The 22149-nt window shown below is 68.6% G+C and carries 20 protein-coding genes; all 20 read right to left on the reverse strand.

Annotated features, from left to right (window positions below):
• Positions 1 to 376: 376 nt before the first annotated feature.
• On the reverse strand, positions 377 to 1204 hold the full coding sequence (locus ACIPV1_RS15185) for a DarT ssDNA thymidine ADP-ribosyltransferase family protein (protein WP_123293140.1): 828 nt from the start codon (positions 1202 to 1204) through the stop codon (positions 377 to 379).
• A gap of 79 nt (positions 1205 to 1283) precedes the next feature.
• Positions 1284 to 2261 (reverse strand): DNA topoisomerase IB, encoded by a 978-nt coding sequence (locus tag ACIPV1_RS15190; protein WP_402726738.1) that lies wholly within the window; start codon positions 2259 to 2261, stop codon positions 1284 to 1286.
• Between the two features lie 205 nt (positions 2262 to 2466).
• Positions 2467 to 3654: an elongation factor Tu gene (tuf, locus tag ACIPV1_RS15195; RefSeq protein WP_123293136.1), complete on the reverse strand. Its 1188-nt coding sequence runs from the start codon at positions 3652 to 3654 to the stop codon at positions 2467 to 2469.
• A gap of 147 nt (positions 3655 to 3801) precedes the next feature.
• Entirely contained in the window at positions 3802 to 5919 is a 2118-nt protein-coding gene (fusA, locus tag ACIPV1_RS15200) for an elongation factor G (protein WP_111083473.1), read from the reverse strand.
• An 87-nt stretch (positions 5920 to 6006) separates the two neighbouring features.
• Positions 6007 to 6477, reverse strand: a complete 471-nt coding sequence (gene rpsG / locus ACIPV1_RS15205; RefSeq protein WP_055950927.1) for a 30S ribosomal protein S7 — start codon at positions 6475 to 6477, stop codon at positions 6007 to 6009.
• Positions 6478 to 6482: 5 nt separating this feature from the next.
• On the reverse strand, positions 6483 to 6851 hold the full coding sequence (gene rpsL / locus ACIPV1_RS15210) for a 30S ribosomal protein S12 (RefSeq protein WP_017885540.1): 369 nt from the start codon (positions 6849 to 6851) through the stop codon (positions 6483 to 6485).
• A 229-nt stretch (positions 6852 to 7080) separates the two neighbouring features.
• The gene (locus tag ACIPV1_RS15215) at positions 7081 to 8283 is read right to left on the reverse strand and encodes a hypothetical protein (protein WP_402726739.1); all 1203 of its coding nucleotides are present in this window, start codon (positions 8281 to 8283) and stop codon (positions 7081 to 7083) included.
• 36 nt (positions 8284 to 8319) lie between these two features.
• Positions 8320 to 8805, reverse strand: coding sequence for a DUF6121 family protein (locus ACIPV1_RS15220; protein WP_131877658.1), 486 nt, complete (start codon positions 8803 to 8805; stop codon positions 8320 to 8322).
• Positions 8806 to 8832: 27 nt separating this feature from the next.
• Positions 8833 to 9390, reverse strand: a complete 558-nt coding sequence (locus ACIPV1_RS15225) for a hypothetical protein (RefSeq protein WP_402726740.1) — start codon at positions 9388 to 9390, stop codon at positions 8833 to 8835.
• A 176-nt stretch (positions 9391 to 9566) separates the two neighbouring features.
• Positions 9567 to 10301: a hypothetical protein gene (locus tag ACIPV1_RS15230; RefSeq protein ID WP_402726741.1), complete on the reverse strand. Its 735-nt coding sequence runs from the start codon at positions 10299 to 10301 to the stop codon at positions 9567 to 9569.
• On the reverse strand, positions 10298 to 11062 hold the full coding sequence (locus tag ACIPV1_RS15235; RefSeq protein ID WP_402726742.1) for a hypothetical protein: 765 nt from the start codon (positions 11060 to 11062) through the stop codon (positions 10298 to 10300). The genes ACIPV1_RS15230 and ACIPV1_RS15235 overlap by 4 nt, the downstream gene beginning before the upstream one ends.
• On the reverse strand, positions 11059 to 12111 hold the full coding sequence (gene pilM, locus ACIPV1_RS15240; protein ID WP_123936966.1) for a type IV pilus assembly protein PilM: 1053 nt from the start codon (positions 12109 to 12111) through the stop codon (positions 11059 to 11061). The genes ACIPV1_RS15235 and pilM overlap by 4 nt, the downstream gene beginning before the upstream one ends.
• A gap of 13 nt (positions 12112 to 12124) precedes the next feature.
• Positions 12125 to 12958 (reverse strand): prepilin peptidase, encoded by an 834-nt coding sequence (locus ACIPV1_RS15245; protein WP_402726743.1) that lies wholly within the window; start codon positions 12956 to 12958, stop codon positions 12125 to 12127.
• On the reverse strand, positions 12955 to 14760 hold the full coding sequence (locus ACIPV1_RS15250; RefSeq protein WP_402726744.1) for a hypothetical protein: 1806 nt from the start codon (positions 14758 to 14760) through the stop codon (positions 12955 to 12957). Before ACIPV1_RS15250 ends, ACIPV1_RS15245 begins: the two co-directional genes overlap by 4 nt.
• An 11-nt stretch (positions 14761 to 14771) precedes the next feature.
• Positions 14772 to 15476 (reverse strand): PilW family protein, encoded by a 705-nt coding sequence (locus ACIPV1_RS15255; protein ID WP_402726745.1) that lies wholly within the window; start codon positions 15474 to 15476, stop codon positions 14772 to 14774.
• Positions 15476 to 16858, reverse strand: coding sequence for a prepilin-type N-terminal cleavage/methylation domain-containing protein (locus tag ACIPV1_RS15260; protein WP_402726746.1), 1383 nt, complete (start codon positions 16856 to 16858; stop codon positions 15476 to 15478). The genes ACIPV1_RS15255 and ACIPV1_RS15260 overlap by 1 nt, the downstream gene beginning before the upstream one ends.
• 89 nt (positions 16859 to 16947) lie before the next feature.
• Positions 16948 to 17388 carry a type II secretion system protein gene (locus ACIPV1_RS15265; protein ID WP_402726747.1) on the reverse strand — a complete coding sequence of 147 codons (441 nt, stop codon included), beginning with the start codon at positions 17386 to 17388 and terminating at the stop codon, positions 16948 to 16950.
• A 193-nt stretch (positions 17389 to 17581) separates the two neighbouring features.
• The gene (locus ACIPV1_RS15270) at positions 17582 to 18805 is read right to left on the reverse strand and encodes a type II secretion system F family protein (protein WP_402726748.1); all 1224 of its coding nucleotides are present in this window, start codon (positions 18803 to 18805) and stop codon (positions 17582 to 17584) included.
• Positions 18805 to 20358 (reverse strand): type IV pilus twitching motility protein PilT, encoded by a 1554-nt coding sequence (locus tag ACIPV1_RS15275; protein WP_194671737.1) that lies wholly within the window; start codon positions 20356 to 20358, stop codon positions 18805 to 18807. The genes ACIPV1_RS15270 and ACIPV1_RS15275 overlap by 1 nt, the downstream gene beginning before the upstream one ends.
• Before the next feature lie 19 nt (positions 20359 to 20377).
• On the reverse strand, positions 20378 to 22045 hold the full coding sequence (locus tag ACIPV1_RS15280; RefSeq protein ID WP_111083486.1) for a GspE/PulE family protein: 1668 nt from the start codon (positions 22043 to 22045) through the stop codon (positions 20378 to 20380).
• Positions 22046 to 22149: the final 104 nt, after the last annotated feature.

The following is a 22149-nucleotide window of genomic DNA, read 5'->3' on the forward strand; positions in this document are numbered from 1 at the left end:
AACCGCGCGGGCGACCTTGGCCGTCCAGCGTGGGCAATCGACTTCCTCGCACTCCGGGCGCAACAGTGTCGCGTCCGTCATGACCTCGGGGAGTCGTGTTCTGCTGCCTGCGGCCCAACCCAGCCCTGCTGAACAGGGGGGTTGTGCACTGCCAGAGCAGTGATCCTGCGGACTCGCACCCGCGGGGAATTCGGAACCGGACAAGTCTCGCATGTCCCGAGCCCACGTGCAACCCGGGCGTGTCGCGATGTGCCGGGCGTGTCGACACCGGCTCGCTTCCCCGGATCCACGCGGATCGGACGGCCTGGAGGCACGGGTCGCCGCCGCAACGCGGAGCGCCCTCCGGACATGGTCCGGAGGGCGCTCGTGGAGACGGTTACTCGGCCGTCACCGGAGGGACGAACCACGGCGGGAAGACCGCCACGCGCGGCGCGTGGCCGCCGTGGTCGGCGAGCACCGCACGGACCGTCTGACGGGCCTTGTCGTTCGGGACACCGATCACCGCGACGGACGAGAACGGCACGCTCGGCCCCGCGAGGAGCTCGAGTCCGAGCATCTCGGGGTCGGAGAAGTCGGTGCGGCGGATCAGGTTCGTCCCGGCGTCGGGGCCGACGGCGAACCGGACGTCGTCGGCGTCGGCGTCCTGGTCGGCGACGACCACCGAGTCACCGAACGCCGAGACCGGGACGACGAGCACGACGTAGTCCACCGCGCGCGTGCGTCGGGCGGCGTCGGACCACCGCTCCCCGACGGCGCCGGTGCGGAGTTCGTCCCACCGGACGGCATCCGGCGACAGGGTGAACGGCACGTGGCTCGCGATGGTGCTGCCGTCGGGCGCTTCGGCCTCGGCGCGTGCGGCCCGGGTCTCGGGGCTGCTGACGTCGACGGCGGGCTCCGCCTGGTCGGCCGCCAGGATGGCGCCGGACCCGACGATGCCGTCGAGGTTGTCGATGTGGGTCACGTGGTGCGCACGCAGCGACGCGAACACCCGAGCCTCGGGCAGGTCGGCCGACGACGACCGGAGCGACGTCGGTGAGCGCAGCGACGTCCCGGGGCCGGAGGCCGGCGGGTCGACGCGCAGGTTGGTGGTGATGCGGGTCCGCCGTGGCGCCGGAGCGGCTGGGATCGCCGACTCCTCACGCTGCCGGGGCGCGCAGATGTCGCAGAGCTCGGTGGGGAAACCGTGGATGCACTCGTCAGTCACGACTGTTGTGGGTCCTTCCGTGCCGTGTGGGGTGGTCCGGCACGTCGACCAACGCTACGTCATCCGGACGCTCCCGGGGTCATTGTCGGTAGAGCAGTGCCCGGACCTCGGACTCGGCGGCGTGGATCCGGGCCGGATCGATGGTCTCGCCGTGCTCGTAGGCGTCGAGCAGCCGCGGGTCGATGTAGCTCTGCCGGCACACCGTCGGGGTGTTGCCGAGCTCGTCGCTCGCGGCCTTCACGGCATGGGACACCGCACGCTTCCGCTTCGCCTGCGACGACAGCGGACCGGTCCGGGCAAGGTCGACGGCCGCGGCCACCGTGCCGTGCAGGGTGCGGAAGTCCTTCGCCGTGAAGTCGTCACCAGCACGCTCCTTGACGTAGGCGTTGATGTCCTCGGCGGACAACGGCTCCCACTCGTCACCGCGGCGTTCGCGGAACGACAGCAGTCGGGCGTTCGGCCCACGGCGCTTCATGCCGGCGATCACCGTCGCGAGGTCGGCGTCGTGGATCGACGACGACCACTCCTGCCCGCTCTTGCCGGGGAAGTCAAGCTCGATGTCGTCACCGGAGACGTGGGCGTGCGCGCACAGCAGGGTCGACAGTCCGCGGCTGCCGTGCTCGCTGGCGTACCGCTCCGATCCGACCCGCAGCGAGCCCTGGTCGAGCATCCGGAACGCTGCGGCCAGCGCTCGGCGGCGATCGGGTTCCGGTCGTCGGAGGTCCTGCGTGACCCCGCGCCGTGCGACCGGCAGCGACTCCGCGAGGGCGAGCGCCCGGTCGTACTTGATCCGGTCCATCCGTTCGCGCCACGACGGGTGGTACATGTACTGGCGGCGTCCGGCTCCGTCGATGCCGGTCGCGAGGACGTGCCCGTTCTCGTACGGCGAGATCCAGACGTCGTCCCAGGCCGGCGGGATGACGAGGTCCTCGAGCCGCTGACGCACCGAGGCATCGGTGACGGTCGCACCGTCGGGGTCACGGTACGAGAAGCCGCGGCCGCTCCGGACACGGTGGTAGCCACGACCGGAGGTCGTGGAACGGCGCAGACGAGTCACCCGGCCGAGCCAACTCCCCGCTGCCTGGGACGCCGTACGGGGCGGACGGACGCCGTCGTGGCGGGCGTACCCCGGGCCTCCCGTCCGCCGCCCGCCAGGGCCGTGAGCGGCCGACAGTGGCTCCGAGCGCTGCCACGTCGACCGGGGCAACGACACAGCGGGGCCGAGCCCGAAGGCTCGACCCCGCTGCGGCAGGTAACCGGAGTTACTTGAGGATCTTCTCGACCGTACCGGCGCCGACCGTACGACCACCCTCACGGATGGCGAAGCGGAGGCCCTCTTCCATGGCGATCGGCTGGATCAGCTCGACGGTCATGGCGACGGTGTCACCGGGCATGACCATCTCGGTGCCCTCGGGCAGCGTGATGACGCCGGTGACGTCCGTGGTGCGGAAGTAGAACTGCGGACGGTAGTTCGCGTAGAACGGGTTGTGACGCCCGCCCTCTTCCTTGGTCAGGATGTAGGAGTTCGCCTGGAACTCGGTGTGCGGCGTGACCGAACCCGGCTTCACGACGACCTGGCCGCGCTCCACGTCCTCGCGCTTGAGGCCACGGATGAGCAGACCGGTGTTGTCACCGGCGACCGCCTGGTCGAGCAGCTTGCGGAACATCTCGATGCCCGTGACCGTGGTCTTCTGCGTCGCGCGGATGCCGACGATCTCGACCTCGGCGTTCAGGTTGAGCGTTCCACGCTCGACACGACCGGTGACGACCGTTCCACGACCGGTGATCGTGAAGACGTCCTCGATCGGCATCAGGAAGGGCTGGTCGGTGGCGCGCACCGGGTCCGGCACGTGCTCGTCGACCTGGGCCATGAGCTCCTGGACCGACTTGACCCACTTCTCGTCGCCCTCGAGCGCCTTGAGCGCCGAGACCTGCACGACGGGGGCGTCCTCGTCGAACTGCTGCGAGCCGAGGAGCTCGCGGACCTCGAGCTCGACGAGCTCCAGGATCTCCTCGTCGTCCACCATGTCGGACTTGTTCAGCGCGACGACGATGTAGGGGACGCCGACCTGGCGGGCGAGCAGCACGTGCTCACGCGTCTGGGGCATCGGGCCGTCGGTGGCGGCGACCACGAGGATCGCGCCGTCCATCTGCGCCGCACCCGTGATCATGTTCTTCACGTAGTCGGCGTGACCGGGGGCGTCGACGTGCGCGTAGTGACGCTTCTCGGTCTGGTACTCGACGTGCGAGATGTTGATCGTGATGCCGCGCTGGCGCTCCTCGGGAGCGTTGTCGATCTGCGCGAAGTCACGGGCCTCGTTGAGGTCCGGGTACTGGTCGTGCAGAACCTTGGTGATCGCCGCCGTGAGCGTGGTCTTGCCGTGGTCGACGTGACCGATGGTTCCGATGTTGACGTGCGGCTTGGTGCGCTCGAACTTGGCCTTGGCCACTGTGGGTCCTCCTCAGGACTCGGAAGCGTCATCCCCGGCCGGCCCTGGATGGGCTCGCGACCGTTGATGCGCGGTGTGTGTCTGTACTTTACTTGGTGGCGAGGGGCCCGTCGCCGGGCACCCCCGCCTGTGGAGAAGCGCTGAGCGCTACTCCCCCGCGTTCTTCGCGATGATCTCCTCGGCGACCTTGGCCGGGACCTGGCTGTAGGTCTCGAAGGTCATCGAGTAGACCGCACGACCAGAGGTCTTCGACCGCAGGTCGCCGACGTAGCCGAACATCTCGGACAGCGGCACGCTCGCGCGGACCACCTTGACGCCCGAGGCGTCCTCCATCGAGGCGATCTGGCCACGACGGGAGTTCAGGTCACCGATGACGTCGCCCATGTACTCCTCAGGAGTACGGACCTCGACGGCCATGATCGGCTCGAGGATCGCGGGACCGGCCTTGCGGGCCGCTTCCTTGTAGGCGATGGAACCGGCGATCTTGAACGCCATCTCGGACGAGTCGACGTCGTGCGCCGCGCCGTCCTTGAGGATGGCCTTCACGCCGACGGTCGGGTAGCCCGCGAGGATGCCGACCTGCATGGCGTCCTGGATACCGGCGTCGACCGAGGGGATGTACTCGCGCGGGACACGGCCACCGGAGGTCGCGTTGACGAACTCGTAGACCTTCTCGCTCGTGACCTCCATCGGCTCGAGCGCGATCTGCACCTTCGCGAACTGACCGGAACCACCGGTCTGCTTCTTGTGGGTGTAGTCGTAGCGCTCGACGATCTTGGTGAGCGTCTCGCGGTAGGCCACCTGGGGCTTGCCGACGCTCGCCTCGACGTGGAACTCGCGCTTCATGCGGTCGACGAGGATGTCGAGGTGGAGCTCGCCCATGCCCTTGATCGTCGTCTGACCGGTCTCGGCGTTGAGCTCGACGCGGAACGTCGGGTCCTCTTCGGCGAGCTTCTGGATGGCCGTGGAGAGCTTCTCCTGGTCAGCCTTCGTGTTCGGCTCGATCGCGACCTCGATGACCGGCTCCGGGAACGTCATCGACTCGAGGACGACCTGGTTGGTCGGGTCGCACAGGGTGTCACCGGTGGTGGTGTCCTTGAGGCCGATGACCGCGTAGATGTGGCCAGCGGTCACGTTGGCGACCGGGTTCTCCTTGTTGGAGTGCATCTGGAAGATCTTCCCGATGCGCTCCTTCTTGCCCTTGGTCGAGTTGATGACCTGTGCGCCGGACTCGATCGAGCCGGAGTACACGCGGACGTAGGTGAGGCGACCGAAGAAGGGGTGCACCGCGACCTTGAACGCGAGAGCCGAGAACGGCTCCGACGCGTCGGGCTTGCGGATGATCTCCTTCTCCTCGTCCTTGACGTCGTGGCCGATCATCGGCGGCACGTCGAGCGGGGACGGGAGGTAGTCGATGACGGCGTCGAGCATCGGTTGGACACCGCGGTTCTTGAACGCGGAACCGCACAGCACCGGGTAGAGCGTGCTGCTCACGGTGAGGGCGCGGATCGCGGCCTTGATCTCGTCGACCGAGAAGTCGGTGTCGCCCTCGAGGTAACGCTCCATGAGGACGTCGTCCGCCTCGGCCACGCGCTCGATGAGCTTCTCGCGGTACTCGGCGGCGCGGTCCTGCAGGTCGGCCGGGATCTCTTCGATCTCGTACTTCGCACCCATCGCGACGTCACCCTTGGCGTCGCCGCGCCAGGTGAGTGCACGCATCTGGACGAGGTCGACGACGCCTTCGAACGAGCTCTCCGAACCGATCGGCAGCTGGAGCACGAGGGGCTCCGCACCGAGGCGGTTGATGATCGTGTCGACGGTGTAGTAGAAGTCCGCGCCGAGCTTGTCCATCTTGTTGACGAAGCAGATGCGCGGGACGTTGTACTTGTCGGCCTGACGCCACACGGTCTCGGACTGGGGCTCGACGCCCTCCTTGCCGTCGAAGACGGCGACCGCACCGTCGAGGACGCGGAGCGAACGCTCCACCTCGACCGTGAAGTCCACGTGACCGGGGGTGTCGATGATGTTGATCTGGTTGTTGTCCCAGAAGCAGGTCGTCGCGGCCGACGTGATCGTGATGCCGCGCTCCTGCTCCTGCGCCATCCAGTCCATCGTGGCAGCGCCGTCGTGGACCTCACCGATCTTGTGCGTGATGCCCGTGTAGAACAGGATGCGCTCGGTCGTCGTGGTCTTGCCGGCATCGATGTGCGCCATGATGCCGATGTTGCGGACCTTGTTCAGGTCGGTGAGCACGTCCTGTGCCACAGGGTTCCTCCGGAAGAGTTGTAGGAGAGGTTGGCGGCCGTCCGGGCGCCGGGGTTCTTGACCACCGGTGCCCGGACGGTGCCGGGACTACCAGCGGTAGTGGGCGAAGGCCTTGTTCGACTCGGCCATCTTGTGCGTGTCCTCGCGGCGCTTGACCGCGGCACCGAGACCGTTCGACGCGTCGAGGATCTCGTTCATGAGACGCTCGGTCATCGTCTTCTCGCGACGGGCCTTGGCGTACGAGGTCAGCCAGCGTAGCGCGAGGGTGTTCGCGCGGTGCGGCTTGACCTCGACCGGGACCTGGTAGGTCGAGCCACCGACGCGGCGGCTGCGGACCTCGAGGGTCGGACGGACGTTGTCGAGCGCCTTCTTGAGCGTGACGACAGCATCCTGCTGGTTCTTGGCAGTGACGCCCTCGAGTGCACCGTAGACGATGCGCTCGGCGAGGCCCTTCTTGCCGTCGAGCAGGATCTTGTTGACGAGCTGGCTGACGATCGGCGCACCGTAGACCGGGTCGGCGACGACGGGACGCTTGGGGGCGGGACCCTTACGAGGCATCTAACTCAACCCTTCTTCGCGCCGTAGCGGCTACGAGCCTGCTTACGGTTCTTCACGGCCTGGGTGTCCAGGGCGCCACGGATGATCTTGTACCGCACACCGGGGAGGTCCTTCACACGACCGCCACGGACGAGCACCATCGAGTGCTCCTGGAGGTTGTGGCCCTCACCGGGGATGTACGCCGTGACCTCGGTGCCGTTCGAGAGCTTCACACGAGCGACCTTGCGCAGTGCGGAGTTCGGCTTCTTCGGGGTGGTGGTGTAGACGCGGGTGCACACACCACGCTGCTGGGGGTTCGCCTTCAGGGCGGGCGCCTTGGTCTTGGTGACCTTCGGCGTACGACCCTTGCGAACCAGCTGCTGAATAGTAGGCAACTGTTCTCCTGGTTCTTCGCTCGTGCTCTCTGGCCGGCGCGATCCGCCGGCTTCCTCGTCCCACGCTGATGACCGCCTGACGGCGGAGGAACCTGCGGGGGGACGGAGTGGTCCGACTGGGCGATCTCGCTCGCCGGACTTTTCGGGCGCGCCCGAGGGCGCACACCCAGAAGAGACTACCCGCGTAACGGGACGAAATCAATCCGGGCCGGCACCACGCCGGACACCGTCATGAGCCGGTGTCCGAGGACCCGTTGCCGACCGCCGACCGGAACGTCGCACCCGAGCTCGAGAACCCCGTGATGTACCCGCTCGCGTTGACGTTGAGCGGTCCGGCCGTGGCCGTCCCGGTGCCGCCCGCGCCGGCGATGTCCGCCGTGAAGGTGGCCCGGCCGAAGGTGGTGGTGGAGACGAGCCAGCCGTTCGTGGTCCAGCTGCCGACGGCGACGGTCGGCCGCGACTCGAGCGTCCACTTCTCGTTCGTGTAGGTGTACGCGGGGTTCTCGCCGTACGCGTAGAAGCTGCACCCGGCCGGCGCGGCGTCGTTCGAGGCGATGCAGCCGTCCACCCAGGCGTCCACGGCCCGCTTCGCCGCCTGGTCGCCCGCGTTCGTGAGCGTCGCGGTCATATGCACGGGCGTCGAGGTACTGCCACCGAACCCGCCCACGACGGCGCTGCCACCCGTGGCCTTCGTCCACTTGCCGCCGTCGTACGTGACCGCGTAGGTGCCGGGGAGGGCGCGGAGACCAACCGTGCCGTCCTTCGGGGTCTTCGTCGACGTGCCCGCGACCTGCACCGAGGCGCCGGACGGACCCCGGACGCTGACGTCGACGCTGCCGAGCTCCGGCGCCTGTAGCTCCCACACCGGGAACACGCCCCAGTCGGTGCCGGTCTTGTCGAGTGTGAAGGTCGCCGCGACGTCCCGGCCTGCCTGACGCAGGTACGCGCGGACGGTGGCGGTGTCGCCGTCCGTGCGCGTCGCGGCCACCCGGTATCCGGTGATCTTCGCGGTCGCCTTCGCGTACGCGGCATCGGTCAGGAGCACGTCGGCCTTCGTCCGGTCGATGCCCGCTGCGTCGAGGGCGTCGGTGACCTTCCCCGCCGTCAGGTCGTCCAGGAACGCCCGCACGGGGCGGTCGGCCGAGTGGGTGGCCGAGCCGACCGAGAACCCGACGACACCGGCGACGAGCAACAACACGACCGCGGTGCTGCCGGCGATGATCCCGACCAGCTGGCCGCGGCGGAGCTTCCGGCGCGGAGCGCGCGACGCAGTCGGAGCGTACTGCGCGCCGTGCGCGGCCGGCGCCGTCGACCCGGCCTGCGCGTTCTGCGCGGTCGCTGGCGTTTCTTGTGTCCCGCGGATCGACGCCACCGACGGCACGGCTCCCCAACCGTCCTGCTGGTCCGGATCCGGCGTGTGCTGGTCGCTCATCGTTCCCCCGTTGCGTGTGCGTCGTGCCCGGGCAGACTACCGCCCGACGGTGTCGTCACCCGCGACGGTCGGCTCCTGCCGCTGCCCTGCCGTGGATGTCGAGCCCGTCGTCCGGGCCTGGTGCCGGGCCATGGAGATCCCGCCGATCACCGACAGGAGCGCCACCACGACGGAGCCGACCACGAACGGCCCGAGTGCGTAGCCGGCCGGGAAGACGAGGAGCTCGGTCAGGTCGCGGCGGATCGCCGCGTACCCGACGGCGCCGACGCCGAGCATCACCAGGTAGGCGGTCGCGGCGGCGACCAGGCCGGTGACACCGGGGTTGCCCTCTCGCGCGCCGACCGCGGTCGCGAGGAACACCACCACGGCGGCGCCGATCACCATGGCCGGGCCGAGGTACGGGGTCGCGTCCGGCTGCGCGATCGCCTCGACGTCGGCGAGGAGCGCTTCGAACCCCGCGACGGCGACGACGAGCGCGATGAAGAGGACGGACGTCATCGTCGCGATCAACCACCGGGACATGAGGTGATCGTATCGCCGACGGGACGGTCAGCGGGTGGCTTCGGTCCGCTCCGCGTGGTCGGCGCCTTCGGCGGCGTCTGCGCTGTCCGCACGCTCCACGTGCCCCTGGGCTGCGGCGACCAGGGCCAGTGCGATCGTCGCGGTGATGATCGGGACGGTCTCGGTCATCGGAGCGACCTGCGTCGTGCTGGTGGTCGGTGCGGCCTGGAGGCCCGGGGCTGCGTCCGACTCGGAGGGCTCCTCCGGCTCGTGGTCACGTAGGGCCGGGCCGATGATCGGCAGGACGCCGGTGGTGGACGCCGGCTCGGCGTGCAGCACGGTCCCCTCGGAGGCCGCCGGCTCGCCGCGCTTCGCCGCGCGACGGGCGCGTCCCATCTTCACCAGGACGACCACGGCGACGATCGCCCAGATGCCGTTGACGATGGTCGACGGCACCGCGTGGTGCGCGGCCACGTTGACGGCGACGGCCAGCCCGCCGACGAGGTTGAAGAGCTGGTAGACCGGCCCGTTCGGGAGCTTCCCCGTGGAGAAGAGAATGTAACCAGCCAGCACGGTTACAGCGCCGAACCAACCAAGGAATTCCACGATTCCGACCAACACGCGCGACTCCGGGCACGACGGGAACGGCCGGTTCGAGCCGACCGTTCGAGAGGGAGATGAGCAGCCGCGATCACGGCGTCGTCAGCATCGTACGCACACCGACGGGTGTCGCGGAAGAGGGGTCGGCGTGGCGCGTCACACCCCAGTGGGAGGGGGTCGGGTCAGCCCTTCGCGGAGGCCGCAGCTGCGGCGTCCGAGAGCACGTAGATCGACCCGCTGAAGGTCCACGACGGAGACTCCGCCTGCGCGTCGGAGTCATCGGCGGCTGCCGTGCTCGGCGACGACGACGAGATCGAGTCGATCAGGAAGAGCCGCGAGTTCGACTGCACACCCCTGACGAAGGTGAGCGCTCCTGGGAACTCACCGTTGACGGTCACCGACACCGGGATGACGGAGAAGTTCCGCGACGTGATGCTGCTGTCCGTCGCCGTCTCCGGAGCCGCAGGGGTCGTCGCGACCGCAGTCGGCGCCGGCGTCGCTGTGGCCGTCGCGGAGCCGTCGGAGGAGGCAGCGTCGCTGCTCGTGTCCCCTCCGGCCGGTGCTGCGGGCGGGGAGTACGCGGTCGCGTCACCGACGGTGATCGTCGCGACCTGGACTCCGGCCGTGTCAGCGGTCCCGTTGAGCTGGCTGATGAACGACGAGACTCCAGCCGCGTCGGGCACGGACGCCTGCAGCGTCGCGAGGCGGGTACGCATCTCGGGCAGGGTCTTCGCCTGCTGGCGGAGCCGTGCGATCTCAGCGCGCGTCGTCGCGTTGCCGGCGCTGATGCTCTCGGTGTCGCTCTTCGCCGTCGCAGCACGGTCGAGCTGCGGCTGCACGCCGAGGAAGAACCCGCCGGCGGCCACCACGACCGCTGCGACGACCGCGAGGAGGAGCATCAATCGGTTGCGGCTCATGATCCGTCCTTCGCTGCGTACTTGCCGTCGTAGACCTTCTCGTCGAGGTGGATCGTCATGTCCACCGTGTAGACGTTCGTCGACGTGTCGAGCGTCACCGAGTTGGCGTTCGCGTCGACGAACCCCCGGAGACCCTTCACCGAGTCGAGCCAGGTCGGCACCGACGGAAGGGTCGGGCTCGCGGCGTCGATCGTGAGTGTCGCCACACGCTGCCCCTGCAACGGGCTGGTCGCCTGGGCGTAGGCCTCGAGCGGGGTCGCGGAGTCGATCTGGACGCCCGTGATCGTCACACCAGCGGGGAGCGAGTCCTGGACCCGTTGGAGCGTTGCCTGCCAGTCGATCTCCGTCGACCCACCGACCTGCTGAGCCGCACGCAGCAGCTCGGACTGCGTCTCCGTGCTGCGCACCTCGCGGTACTGCTGCTGCTCGACCAGGAGCGAGTCGGTCTGCTCACGGGCGGCTGCCAGCTGAGTGTCGGCCTGCATGGCCGTCGCGGAGGCCAGGACGACTCCGGCCCCGACCGCCACCGCGACGACCACGACACCGAGCCAGGCCCGCCGGACGACCGCGCGCTGGCGACGATCGATGAGGACTTCGGTCGGCAGCAGATCGACTCGCGGCACACCGCCCACGACGACCGACTGGCCGTTACCGCGTCCCTGACGTTTCGTCCGCTGGGCGGTGTCCGCCGCGATCCGGACCTCGTGGGAGGTCCCTGCGCCGCGTCGTGCGCGCTTCGAGGGCTCGAGGATCTTGGTCATGCTGCACAGCTCCCGGTCGCGAGGCCCCAGGCGACCGCCACTGCGAGCCCACGGCCGGCGACGTCCTCTCGCCGGATCGACCGGTTCGTGGGCGCGTCGGCGAACGGGTCGCCGATGCTGACGTCGATGCCGGTCGACGCCTGGAGCGCCTCGGCGAAGCCCGGCAGCTGGGCGCCACCGCCGGCGAGGACGAGGCTCTGCACGCCGGCTCCTGGCCGCGTGCTGACGAAGTAGTTCACCGTGTTGCGCAGACTCGTCAGCAACTCGTTGCTGAGTTCACGGACGGTCGTGGCGGCGCGGACGTCATCAGGGGTCTGCGCACGAGCGCCGAGGCCGATCCAGCGCTTCACTGCCTCAGCCTGGTCGACCGCGATGTCGAGTGCCGTCGCGAGGGTCGCGGTCAGGTCGTCGCCGCCACTCGGGATGATGCGCACGAACTGCGGGACGCCGTCGGTCGCCACGACCACCGTCGTGGTGTTCGCCCCGATCTCGGCGAGTGCGTGGGTCCCGGGGAACCGCGATGCGGGGAGGTACACCCGGGTGAGGGCGAACGGGATCAGATCGACCCCGATCGGGTTCAGGCCGGCGAGCTGCACCGCACGGACGTTCGCGAGCACTGCGTCCTTGATGGCCGCGATCAGGAGACCGTGCACGACCGGACCGTCCGTCCCGTGGGACTCGGACACCGGGTAGAAGTCGAGGATCGCGTCGCCGACGGGCACCGGGAGCATGTCCTGGACCTGGAAGGGCAGTGACTCGCGGATCTGCGCGAGCGGAGCCTTCGGGACCGTGAGGTCGCGGGAGAGCACCCGTTGGTTCCCCATGCCGAGGACCACGTCCTTGGACCGGAAGCGGCCGACGCGCCAGAGTTCCCGGAGACTGGCCGCGATCGTGTTCGGCTCGAGGACCTCGCCGCGCTTGGTCGCTCCGACGGGCAGGGGGACCTCTGCAACGCGCTGGATCACCGGCCCGGGCTTGTTCGGGTTCGTCACCTCGACAGCGCGGATGGTCTCACCCCCGATGTCGATCCCGACGACGTTCTTCGCCATGTGTGGTCCTTCCTCAGGCCAGGCCGATGATCCGCAGGTACCCGTCGAGGACCGGCTGACCGATGAAGACACCGAGCCAGGCACCGCCGAGCATCCAGGGGCCGAACGGGATACCGGAGCCGCGCTTCGCACGTCCGGCCACCATGAGGCCGATGGCGAAGCTACCGCCGAGGACGAAGGCTCCGAAAGCTCCCACTGCGAGGGGTCCCCATCCGAGGTACGCGAGCACGAGGCCGAGCACACCGGCCAACTTCACGTCGCCGAGTCCCATGCCGCCCGGGACGGCGAGCGCCAGCACCAGGTAGCCACCGCCCAGGACCAGCAGACCGGTGCCCGCGCGCAGGAGGGCACCCCAGTCACCGCTCAGCGCGCTCGCGGCCGTCAGCAGCGCGGCGAGCACCGGGTAGGCGGGCAGGACGATCGCGTTCGGCAGGCGGTGGACGTCGAGGTCGATCAGGGCGAGTGCGACCGACACCGCCATCAGGTACAGCATCGCGACGAGGACGGTCGTCGCGAGCGCCGCGGCACGGGCATCGGTGGCGGCCAGCAGTGCTGGTCCGAAGTGCAGGACGACGAGCGCGAACAGGACTGCTGTCGCGAGTTCGACGAGCGGGTAGCGGACCGAGATCGGCTCAGCGCAGTCGCGGCAGCGCCCACGCAGGACGGCCCACGAGAGCACCGGGACGTTGTCCCGCGCCCGGATCTCGTGACCGCACCGTGGGCACGCACTCGCCGGTGCCACCACGGACAGACCAGCCGGGACCCGGTGGACCACGACGTTGAGGAACGAGCCGATCGCGAGTCCCGTGGCCGCCGCGAAGCCGACGACCACCACCGCGGCGGTCATCGTGGGCTCCCGCCGCCGTCGTAGGCGGGCTTGACCTCGATCTGCGAGGTCACCTTGTACGTGGTGACCACCGGCTGCGGGAAGAACGGTGGCGTGTAACTGGCGAGGCTCGTGTCGTACCCGTACGCCTTGAGGTACCCGTTCGCCCCCTTGCCGACGGCTCCGCGGTAGCGCTGAGCGATCGAACCGTTCACCGTCAGGGTTCCCCGGCCACCGCCGTACGCGTAGTTCTGCACCGTGAAGGTGCCCTGGTTCGACAGGATCGCTCCGGCGACGGTCCGGTTGTCCGCGAGGAACGCGTACGCGCTGGCGCCGCTGAAGTACATCGGGTTCCAGACCATCACGGCTTCCTGCCCGACGATCCCGAGCACGGTCGAGGCGGCCCGGTTGGCCACGTACTGCAGGTCCCCGGTGATGTAGACGTAGTTCTCGGCGGACAGCGTGATCGACGCGTCGACCTTGCCGGAGACGAAGAGGTCACCGTTGCTGCAGCCGTAGGCGGTGCTGAACGGGACCGGGTCTCCCTGTGCGTTCCGCGGGACCGACTCCGAGTAGGTACCGGAGTACCCGGAGATCGGCCCCGTGTAGGGGAAGCCCAATCCGTTGTCGGTCACCGACGGGCTCTTCATGCACGCGGACGGTGCGTTGCGGGTCGTGTACTTCGACCAGTAGTAGTTCGGGTTCGTCGAGCTGCCGCTGCCTGCGGAGGCGGGTTCGTCCTGCACGTAGACCAAGTTGTTCGCGAGCAGGCTCGTGCTCAGCGTGGCCCCAGCACCCTGCAGATCGGCGATCGCCCCGCACTTCGTCGGCTCCGATCCGTAGTTCGGACCCGATTTCTGCAGATTCGTCTTCAGCGTGAGCGGGGAGCGGACCGTCATCTTGCCGTTGCCGAGGAAGGTGATCTGGGTCGGCCCCGTGTACAAGCACCCCGTCCCGGGTGTCGTCGTGGTGATCGCGGTGTCGTCGGTGTACATGCGGTCGCGCCCGGCGCTGATCGTGGACGGCGGCGTGTACGAGCCGACGGTCTCCGGCGCGTAGCCGCTGTAGTACTGGTAGGACGGGGTGCGCTTGGGCGAGCATCCGTAGTCGGTGGTGCCGACGGCGGACTGCACGGTGTTCTTGAAGGTCCCACCGCAGATGAGCATCACGTCGTTGGAGCGGATCGGCCCGTTCAACGTGTCGCCGTCCTGGAACTGGATCCGCGAACATGCGCTCTTGCCGCCGCCGGGCGAGTTCGAGAACGTCGCGTTCTGGTACACGTTCGAGCAGTCCTCGCCGGTGATGTCCGGATCGCCGGATTCGTAGTCCGTCCAGTACAGGTAGTTCGAGAAGCCGTCCGGCTTGACGTTCGCGACCAAGGTCCTCGTCGTGTTGCCGGCCTTGCCGGTGACCTGGACCCGGACGATGCCCTGCTGCCCGTAGATGCTGTTGTCGACCGCGTACCGGTAGAACGTCGAGCCGCCGGCACCCGTCGAGTCCGGTACCGCGACCCAGGTCGTGAACGCGGCGTTGTCCCCCGTGCGATTCGGGAACGTGTTCCCGGTGCTGAACGGCTGACCGGAGTCGCCGTACTTCGTCGCGTACGTGTTGTCGGCGTTGACGCGCGACTGGTAGTCGGCGAGCCCGGCGTACGCTGCCGCCATCGCGTTCGCGTAGTCGCGATCGGAGGCGGACTTCGTCGCACCGGACGTCGAGAGACCGACCATCGTCGCGGCGAGGATCATCACGATCACCCCGATCCCGAGCACGGCGGTGAGGGCGACCCCGCGGTCGTCGTCCCGCGAGCGGATCGCGTCGAGCATGCGGCGCACGGTCAGCCTCCGAACTGCAGGTTGGGCATGCCCACGGTGCTCGTGAGCGAGACGTTGTTGGCGGCGGACGGCTTCGACATGTCGCGTTCGCCCACGGTCAGGGCGACGGTGACGGATCGGACCGACTGCAGGTCAGCGACGCTCAGACCGGTCGCGCCGGGCATCAGCGCGTTCCCGCCCGCATCCCGGTACGTGAACAGCGCAGTCGGCACGACCGACGACGCGAGCGTCAGCCTCGAGGTCGGGGTGTTGCCGAGCGTCGCCGTCGTGGCGCGGGGGAAGTCGAAGTAGCTGTTCGACGCGTCGGTCGCCGTGCCGTTCCACTTCGTCTCCGTGATCGTCCCGTTCGACGAATCGAGCGTGAACTGCACCTCGACGGGCTGGACGTCGACCGCGGAGTTCAGGTTGATGTACGCGAAGAAGCGCACCGATGTCGCCGAGGCGTACTGGAACGCGTACTGCGTGTCGATGCCGCTCGCGACGGGGTTGTTCGACGCGACCCGGAACATACGCTGCATCTCCCGCATCGCGGTCGACGCCGCCCGGGTGTTGCCGTCGACCCCGGTGGTCGTCGTGGACGCGCGGGTCACGGAGGCGAAGAAGGCTCCTGCCATCGCGAGGAGCAGGACGGTGACGCTCATCGCGACGATGAGCTCCGCGAGGGAGAGACCGCGGTCATCCCGGCGCAGCCGGGCGAGCGCGCGCATCACGGTGCCCGCCGGGGATCGAGCATGACCTTGCCGGACGAGGTGGAGACGCCCGTCGCCGTGGTCGCCGACGGGGCTCCGCTGCTGAGGGTCAGGGAGACGACACCACCGAGGATCTTCAGCACGGTGCCGGACTGGAAGGAGTACGTGCCGTAGGGCAGAGCGATCGTCGCGGTCTGGTTCGACAGGCCCGTGAAGGTGTACGTCACCGGGGTTGCGCAGCCAGGATCACCCGAGTTCGCGGTCGGCGCGATGGTCGTGGCCGTCAGCGCGTTGTCGGTCTTCGCGGCGAGCTTCACGGTGACGATCTGGACGGGAGCCTTGACCGCGTTCGTGCCGGCCTGGGGCTGCGCGAGGGCGCGCGGGGCCACCGCGGCGCCCTTCGCCGTGGTCCAGTTCTCCGGGTCGACGCTCAGACAGGTCGCCGGGGTCCCCGGCACCGCCTTGTAGCCATCGGCGTAGGGGAAGACCTGGGCCGTCGTCCCGGCCGCGTAGGGACCGTAATCGGCGGTCTTCCGTCGGAGCGACACCGGACTGCTGGTCGGTGGCGTGAAGGCGGTGGTGCTCTGGTTCGGATCCGACCACTGCGGCACGACCGTGAGCGCGGTGTCGTAGTTGAAGTTGGCAGCGGAGGTCTGGTTCGTCTGCACCGTGACCGTCGTGGACGGCGTGGCGGTCTGCGCGCCGAGCGAACCCGACGACGTACCGTCGTCGATGTTCCCGGACTTCGTGAGCGTGACGTCGTACCGCCCGGGCTTGACGTTCAGCGCGTAGGTGCACCCCGTCACGTCCGTCTGTCCGATCGTGGAGGTGATCGCTGCGGCGCCGTTCGGGTTACTGGTGTTCGGCGCGATCGTCACGCCCACACCCTGGTTGCCCGAGCCGTCGACCCGGGACACCGAGACCACGATGGTGCCGAGGTTCGCGGCCGTCACCGAGGTGGTCGGAGCGACCATGCTGTTCATCGAGATCGACTGGGTCGATCCACGCCCTCCGGCCGTCCAGCTGATGGTCATCGACACCCGCTTGTAAGCCAGCGGGCCGCCGCCGGACCCACAGGCGTTGGCGGTGCCGGAGGTCGGGACCCAGCGGGCCGTCTGCTTGACGGAGTAGTCGACGCCGTTCCGGGTCAACGAGTCCGTCGCGTCGGTGACCCCGAACAGGTTGCTGCTCGTCCGCGCCTTGTCGATGGCGTCCTGTGCCAGACCGATCGCGACTTCGCGCGAGCGCGAACCCTGTGCGAGGTAGAGGGAGCTCGCGATCCCCATGGCCACACCCGCTGCGATCATCGCGAACACGGTCATGGCGACGAGCACCTCGATGATCGAGAAGCCGTCGTCGCGGTCACGCGCGTCGGCGAGGAGCGTCGAGAGTCGTTGCATGGTTCACCTCCGCTCAGCGGCATGACGGACAGGAAGACGGGACGAACCGGACTCACGTCGAGTCGGGTTCGCCCCGTCATGGGCTCGGCTCAGGAACCAGCAGCCGGGCAGGCGCCGTCCTTGGCGCCACCGTCCTGGTCGACGTAGAACTTGTTGGTCGAGTTGCTGGTGACCTGGATGCAGAACGAGCCGGCCGTCGCGTTCGAGCGGGTCAGCGTCGGGGTGACGCCCTTGCCAGCGTCGTACGTGCCGCTCGCGCTGTACCCGGCGAGGCCAGCGAGCGTCGTCGGGAACGTGTTGTTCTGCGTGTACGCGGCGATGACCGCGGTCTTCGCGTTCTGCAGGTCCGACTTCGCCGAGGCGTCCTTCGCGTTGTTCTGCACGTTCAGGTACACCGGGATGGCGATCGCGGCGAGGATGCCGATGATGATGACGACGACCAGGAGCTCGATGAGCGTGAAGCCCTTCTCCTCCTCGGCCAGCAGGCCCTTGCGGCGAGCGTCGAGCTTGCCCATGAGAGCGAAGTACATGGTGGTTTCCATTCTTCTGGGAATGCGATGGGGATTGTGCCGGGGACTGCTCCGCCGCCGGTCACAAGAGTATTCAGGGGTGTTTCCGGGCGTAATCCCGAGAACGGGGGGTCCGGGGGTACCGAAATGCCCCCAGTAACGGGGGCATTCCGTGCTTCCAGGCCCCCGCACGAGGGGCATCGACTCCGAGCGGTTACTTGACGAGCGAGGTGATCTGGAAGATCGGCAGGTACAGCGCGACGATCATGCCGCCCACCACCACACCGAGGAAGGCGATCAGCAGTGGCTCGATCAGTGACGTGAGCGCCTCGGTGGTGGACTCGACCTCGCTGTCGTAGAACGCAGCGATCTTCTCGAGCATGATCTCCAGCGATCCGGCGTCCTCGCCGACCGCGACCATTTGCGACACCATTGCCGGGAAGATCGGTTCTTTTGCCAACGGTGCGGCGATGGATTCACCTTTCCGCACGGCTTCGGAAACGCGCCGGAGCGCTTTCTCGACCACGTAGTTGTTCGACACTTCTCCGGCGATCTGCAATCCTTGCAGAATCGGGACACCGGCTCCGATCATGTCCGAGAGGTTTCGCGAGAACCGCGCGATCACGATCTTGCGGTTGAGCTGTCCGAACACCGGGAGTCGGAGTTTCAGCGGGTCCACGAACGCGCGGACGCGTTCGGTGTTCTTGTTCGCTCGCCACCACACCCAGAACGCGATGGCCGCGACGAGCAGGACCGGACCGACGTACACCATCGCGTTCGACGCGTACACGAGCACCATCGTCGGCAGCGGGAGCTGCCCGCCCAAGGACGAGAACATCTTCTGGAAGATCGGCACGATGAAGATGAGCATGATGACGACTGCCACCAGCGACATCACGAGCACCACGACCGGGTAGGTCATCGCCGACTTGATCGTCGAGCGGAGCTTGTGCTCCTTCTCGAAGTTGGTGGCGATGGAGTCCATGGCCTGGTCGAGGAACCCGCCGGTCTCGCCCGCGCGGATCATGTTGATCATGATCGGCGGGAAGTCGACCGGGAACTTCGCCACCGCGTCGGAGAACGAGACGCCACGTTCGACGTCGTCACGGACCTTGCCGAGGATGTCCTTGAGCTTCTTGTTCTCGGTCTGGTCGGCGAGGATCGACAGCGCGCGCAGCAGCGAGAGTCCCGAGGTGAGCATCGTCGAGGCCTGGCGCGACATGATCGCGAGGTCCTTGAGACCGACGCCCTTCTCGAAGCCCGGGATCTTGATCTCGGTCTGCAGCCCCGTGCCGGCCTTGGACTCCGTGATCGCGATCGGCGAGACACCCATGCCCCGGAGCCGCTGGACGACCGCTCCTTCGGACGAGGCGTCGAGGCGCCCCTTGACGAGCTTGCCGGCACCGTCGCGCCCGCGGTAGTCGAATGCGAGGGACATCAGTAGCCTCCGGAGAACTTGTCGCCGAAGTCGATCCCGCTGGCGGCGATCGCGGCTGCCGAGGAGTCGGACGGGGACTCGACGCGCTGCACCAGCCGGTCGAAGCCCTCTTCGTCGTGCACCTTGTCCATCGCGGCCTTGCGCGAGATCGTGCCGACGTTGACCAGTTCGGCGAGGTCCTGGTCCATGGTGTGCATGCCGAGATCACGCCCGGCCTGCATGGCCGAGGTGATCTGGTAGGTCTTGCCCTCGCGGATCAGGTTGCCGATGGCGGGGGTGATCGTCATGATCTCGGTGGCGACGACCCGGCCGACGCCGTTGGCCTTCGGCACCAGGGTCTGGCAGACGACGCCCTGCAGGGTCGCCGCGAGCTGCGTGCGGATCTGGCCCTGCTGGTGTGGCGGGAAGACGTCGATGACACGGTCGATCGTGCCGGGGGCGCTCTGCGTGTGCAGGGTGGCGAACACCAGGTGACCGGTCTCGGCCGCGGTGAGCGCGACCGAGATGGTCTCGAGGTCGCGGAGCTCACCGATCAGGATGACGTCGGGGTCCTGACGCAGCACGTGCTTCAATGCGGCCGCGAAGGAGTGCGTGTCGGCACCGACCTCGCGCTGGTTGATGATCGCCTTCTTGTGCTCGTGCATGAACTCGATCGGGTCCTCGACCGTCACGATGTGGTCGGCCCGGCTCTCGTTCACCAGGTCGATCAGGGCGGCGAGGGTCGTGGACTTGCCGGAACCGGTCGGGCCGGTGACCAGGACCAGTCCGCGAGGCAGGCCGGCGAAGTCGCCGACGTGCTCGGGGATGCCGAGCTGCTTGAGCGTCTTGATCTTGGTGGGGATGATGCGGAAGGCGGCACCCCAGTTGCCACGCTGCTGGTAGAAGTTCACGCGGAAGCGGTACTCCGGCGACAGCGAGTACGCGAAGTCGAGTTCCTGCTCCTGGTCGAACTGGCCGGCCTGCTCGACCGACAGCATGGTCTTGAGTGCGGCGATCACCTTGCCGCGCGACCACGCGCCGCCGGGCACCGCGGGACGGAGCGAGCCGTCGACGCGGACGGTGGGCGGGGCGTCGGCGGTGACGTGCAGGTCGGACGCGCCCTGGTACACGACCTGGGCGAGTGCGGTGATCAGGTCGGGGTCGGCGACCTCGCGCGCGTGGCGCGAGAAGTCGATGTCGCCGCCGGTCGTCGCCGCGGGCGCAGGCGCGGCAGGCGCGGCGTAGTGGGAGCCGCTGTACGGCACTGCGGCCAGCTGCTGCGTCGGAGCCTCGGCGTAGCCGTAGGTCGCGATCGACGACGGCACCCCGGCGGGCGGCGTCGCCGGAGCGGCGAGCGGCTGCGCGACGGGCACGGCGACGGGCGACCCGGACGGTGCCGGCCATCCGGCGGTGTCGTCCCCGAGGTCGTAGACCTGCTCCGGAGGGGCCGACGCTGCGGCGGCGGCCAGGCGTGCTGCACGGCGGGAGCCCACTTCGGTGCCGGGGTTGCCCGGGTGCCAGCCGGCGACGGGTTCGTCGCCGGGGTGCGTGATGTCGTACACGGAGTCGGTCATCTGCTGCGCTCTCTCGTGACTACGCGACCACGCGCAGGATCTCGTCGACGCTCGTGAGACCGAGCTTGACCTTCTCGAAGCCGTCCTGGCGGAGCGTCAGCATCCCCTGCGCCTGGGCGACGCGGCTGATCTCGGCGCTCGAGGCTCGCGAGACGGCGAGGCGTTCGATCTCCTCGGTGACGGTCATGACCTCGTGCAGGGCGATGCGGCCGCGGTACCCGGTGTTCGAGCAGACCGCGCAGCCGATGGGGGCGAAGAACGCCGGGACCTCGTCGCCGGGGCGCAGGAACCCGAGGGTGCGGAGCTGTTCGGCCTCGTACACGGCGGGGGCCTTGCACCGGTCGCACAGCCGTCGCGCCAGACGCTGGGCCACGACGGAGTCCAACGCGGAGCCGACCAGGAAGGGCTCGATGTCCATCTCGGTCAGGCGGGTCACGGCGGAGGGGGCGTCGTTCGTGTGCAGGGTGGAGAGCACGAGGTGTCCGGTGAGGGATGCCTCGATGGCGATCTGGGCGGTCTCGTGGTCGCGGATCTCGCCGAGCAGGACGACGTCGGGGTCCGATCGCAGGATCGAGCGCAGCGCCGAGGCGAAGGTCAGCCCGGCCTTCGGGTTGACCTGCACCTGGTTGATGCCGGCCATCCGGTACTCGACCGGGTCCTCGACCGTGATGACGTTGATCTCGGGCTTCGCGACCGCGTTCAGGGTCGTGTACAGCGTCGTGGACTTGCCGGAGCCGGTGGGCCCGGTGACCAGGATCATGCCGTACGGCTTCGAGTACGACCGCTGGTACGCCTGGAAGTTCTGCTCGAGGAGGTTGAGGTCCTTGAGGGTCAGCGACGTGTTCGTGTTGTCGAGGATCCGCATGACGACCTTCTCGCCCCACACGGTGGGCAGCGTCGCCACGCGGAGGTCGATCTGGCGGCCACCGTGGCGGACCGACATGCGGCCGTCCTGCGGCTTGCGACGCTCGGCGATGTCGATGTCGCTCATGATCTTCAGGCGGCTGATGACGCCGTTCTGGATGTTCTTCGGTGCTGGGGCCATCTCGTGCAGTACACCGTCGATGCGGTAGCGGATCCGGACCTCGTGCTCACCGGGCTCGATGTGGATGTCCGAGGCGTGGTCCTGGATCGCCTGCGACACGAGCAGGTTCACGAAGCGGACGATCGGGACGTCGTCGAGGGCGCCGTCGGCCAGGTCCACCTGGGCCGAGGAGCTGACCGAGGCTTCTTCTTCGAGCGACGAGGTCAGGTCGTTGAGCTCGTCGTCGGCACGCAGGTAGCGGTCGAGCGCGGTGAGCAGGTCGCGCTCGTCGACCTGGAGCGGCTTGATCGGCCGGCCGGACGCAGCGCGGGCGTCGTCGATCGCGAGCACGTTGGTCGGGTTGACCATCGCGAGGATGAGCAGCTCGCCCTCGAACCCGACGCCGAGGACGCCGTGGCGCCGGCAGAGCGCAGCGGGGAGGATCGAGACCGCAGTGCCGTCGACCGGGTAGTCGGTCAACGGGACGGTGCGGGAGTTGTTCGACGCCGCGCGGGCGGTGATGAACTGCGCCTCGCTCACGACGCCCTGGTCGACCAGGCCGCGGATCGCGCGCTCGTCGAGGTCCTCGTCGCCCGTCATCGAGTCGAGGTGCTCGATCGGCAGGGCGCCGTTCAGGATGAGGATCTCGGACAGGGTCGCCATGAGTCCTGTGCCTCCTTGGACTCGCGCGCGGCGAGACGTGGTCGGGTTCCGCACCACCAGGGATGTGGCGCTCGACCACGCTACTTCTGCGACAGTCGTCGGCC

It is taken from the genome of Curtobacterium sp. NPDC089991 (assembly GCF_044748425.1).
Classification (GTDB): domain Bacteria; phylum Actinomycetota; class Actinomycetes; order Actinomycetales; family Microbacteriaceae; genus Curtobacterium.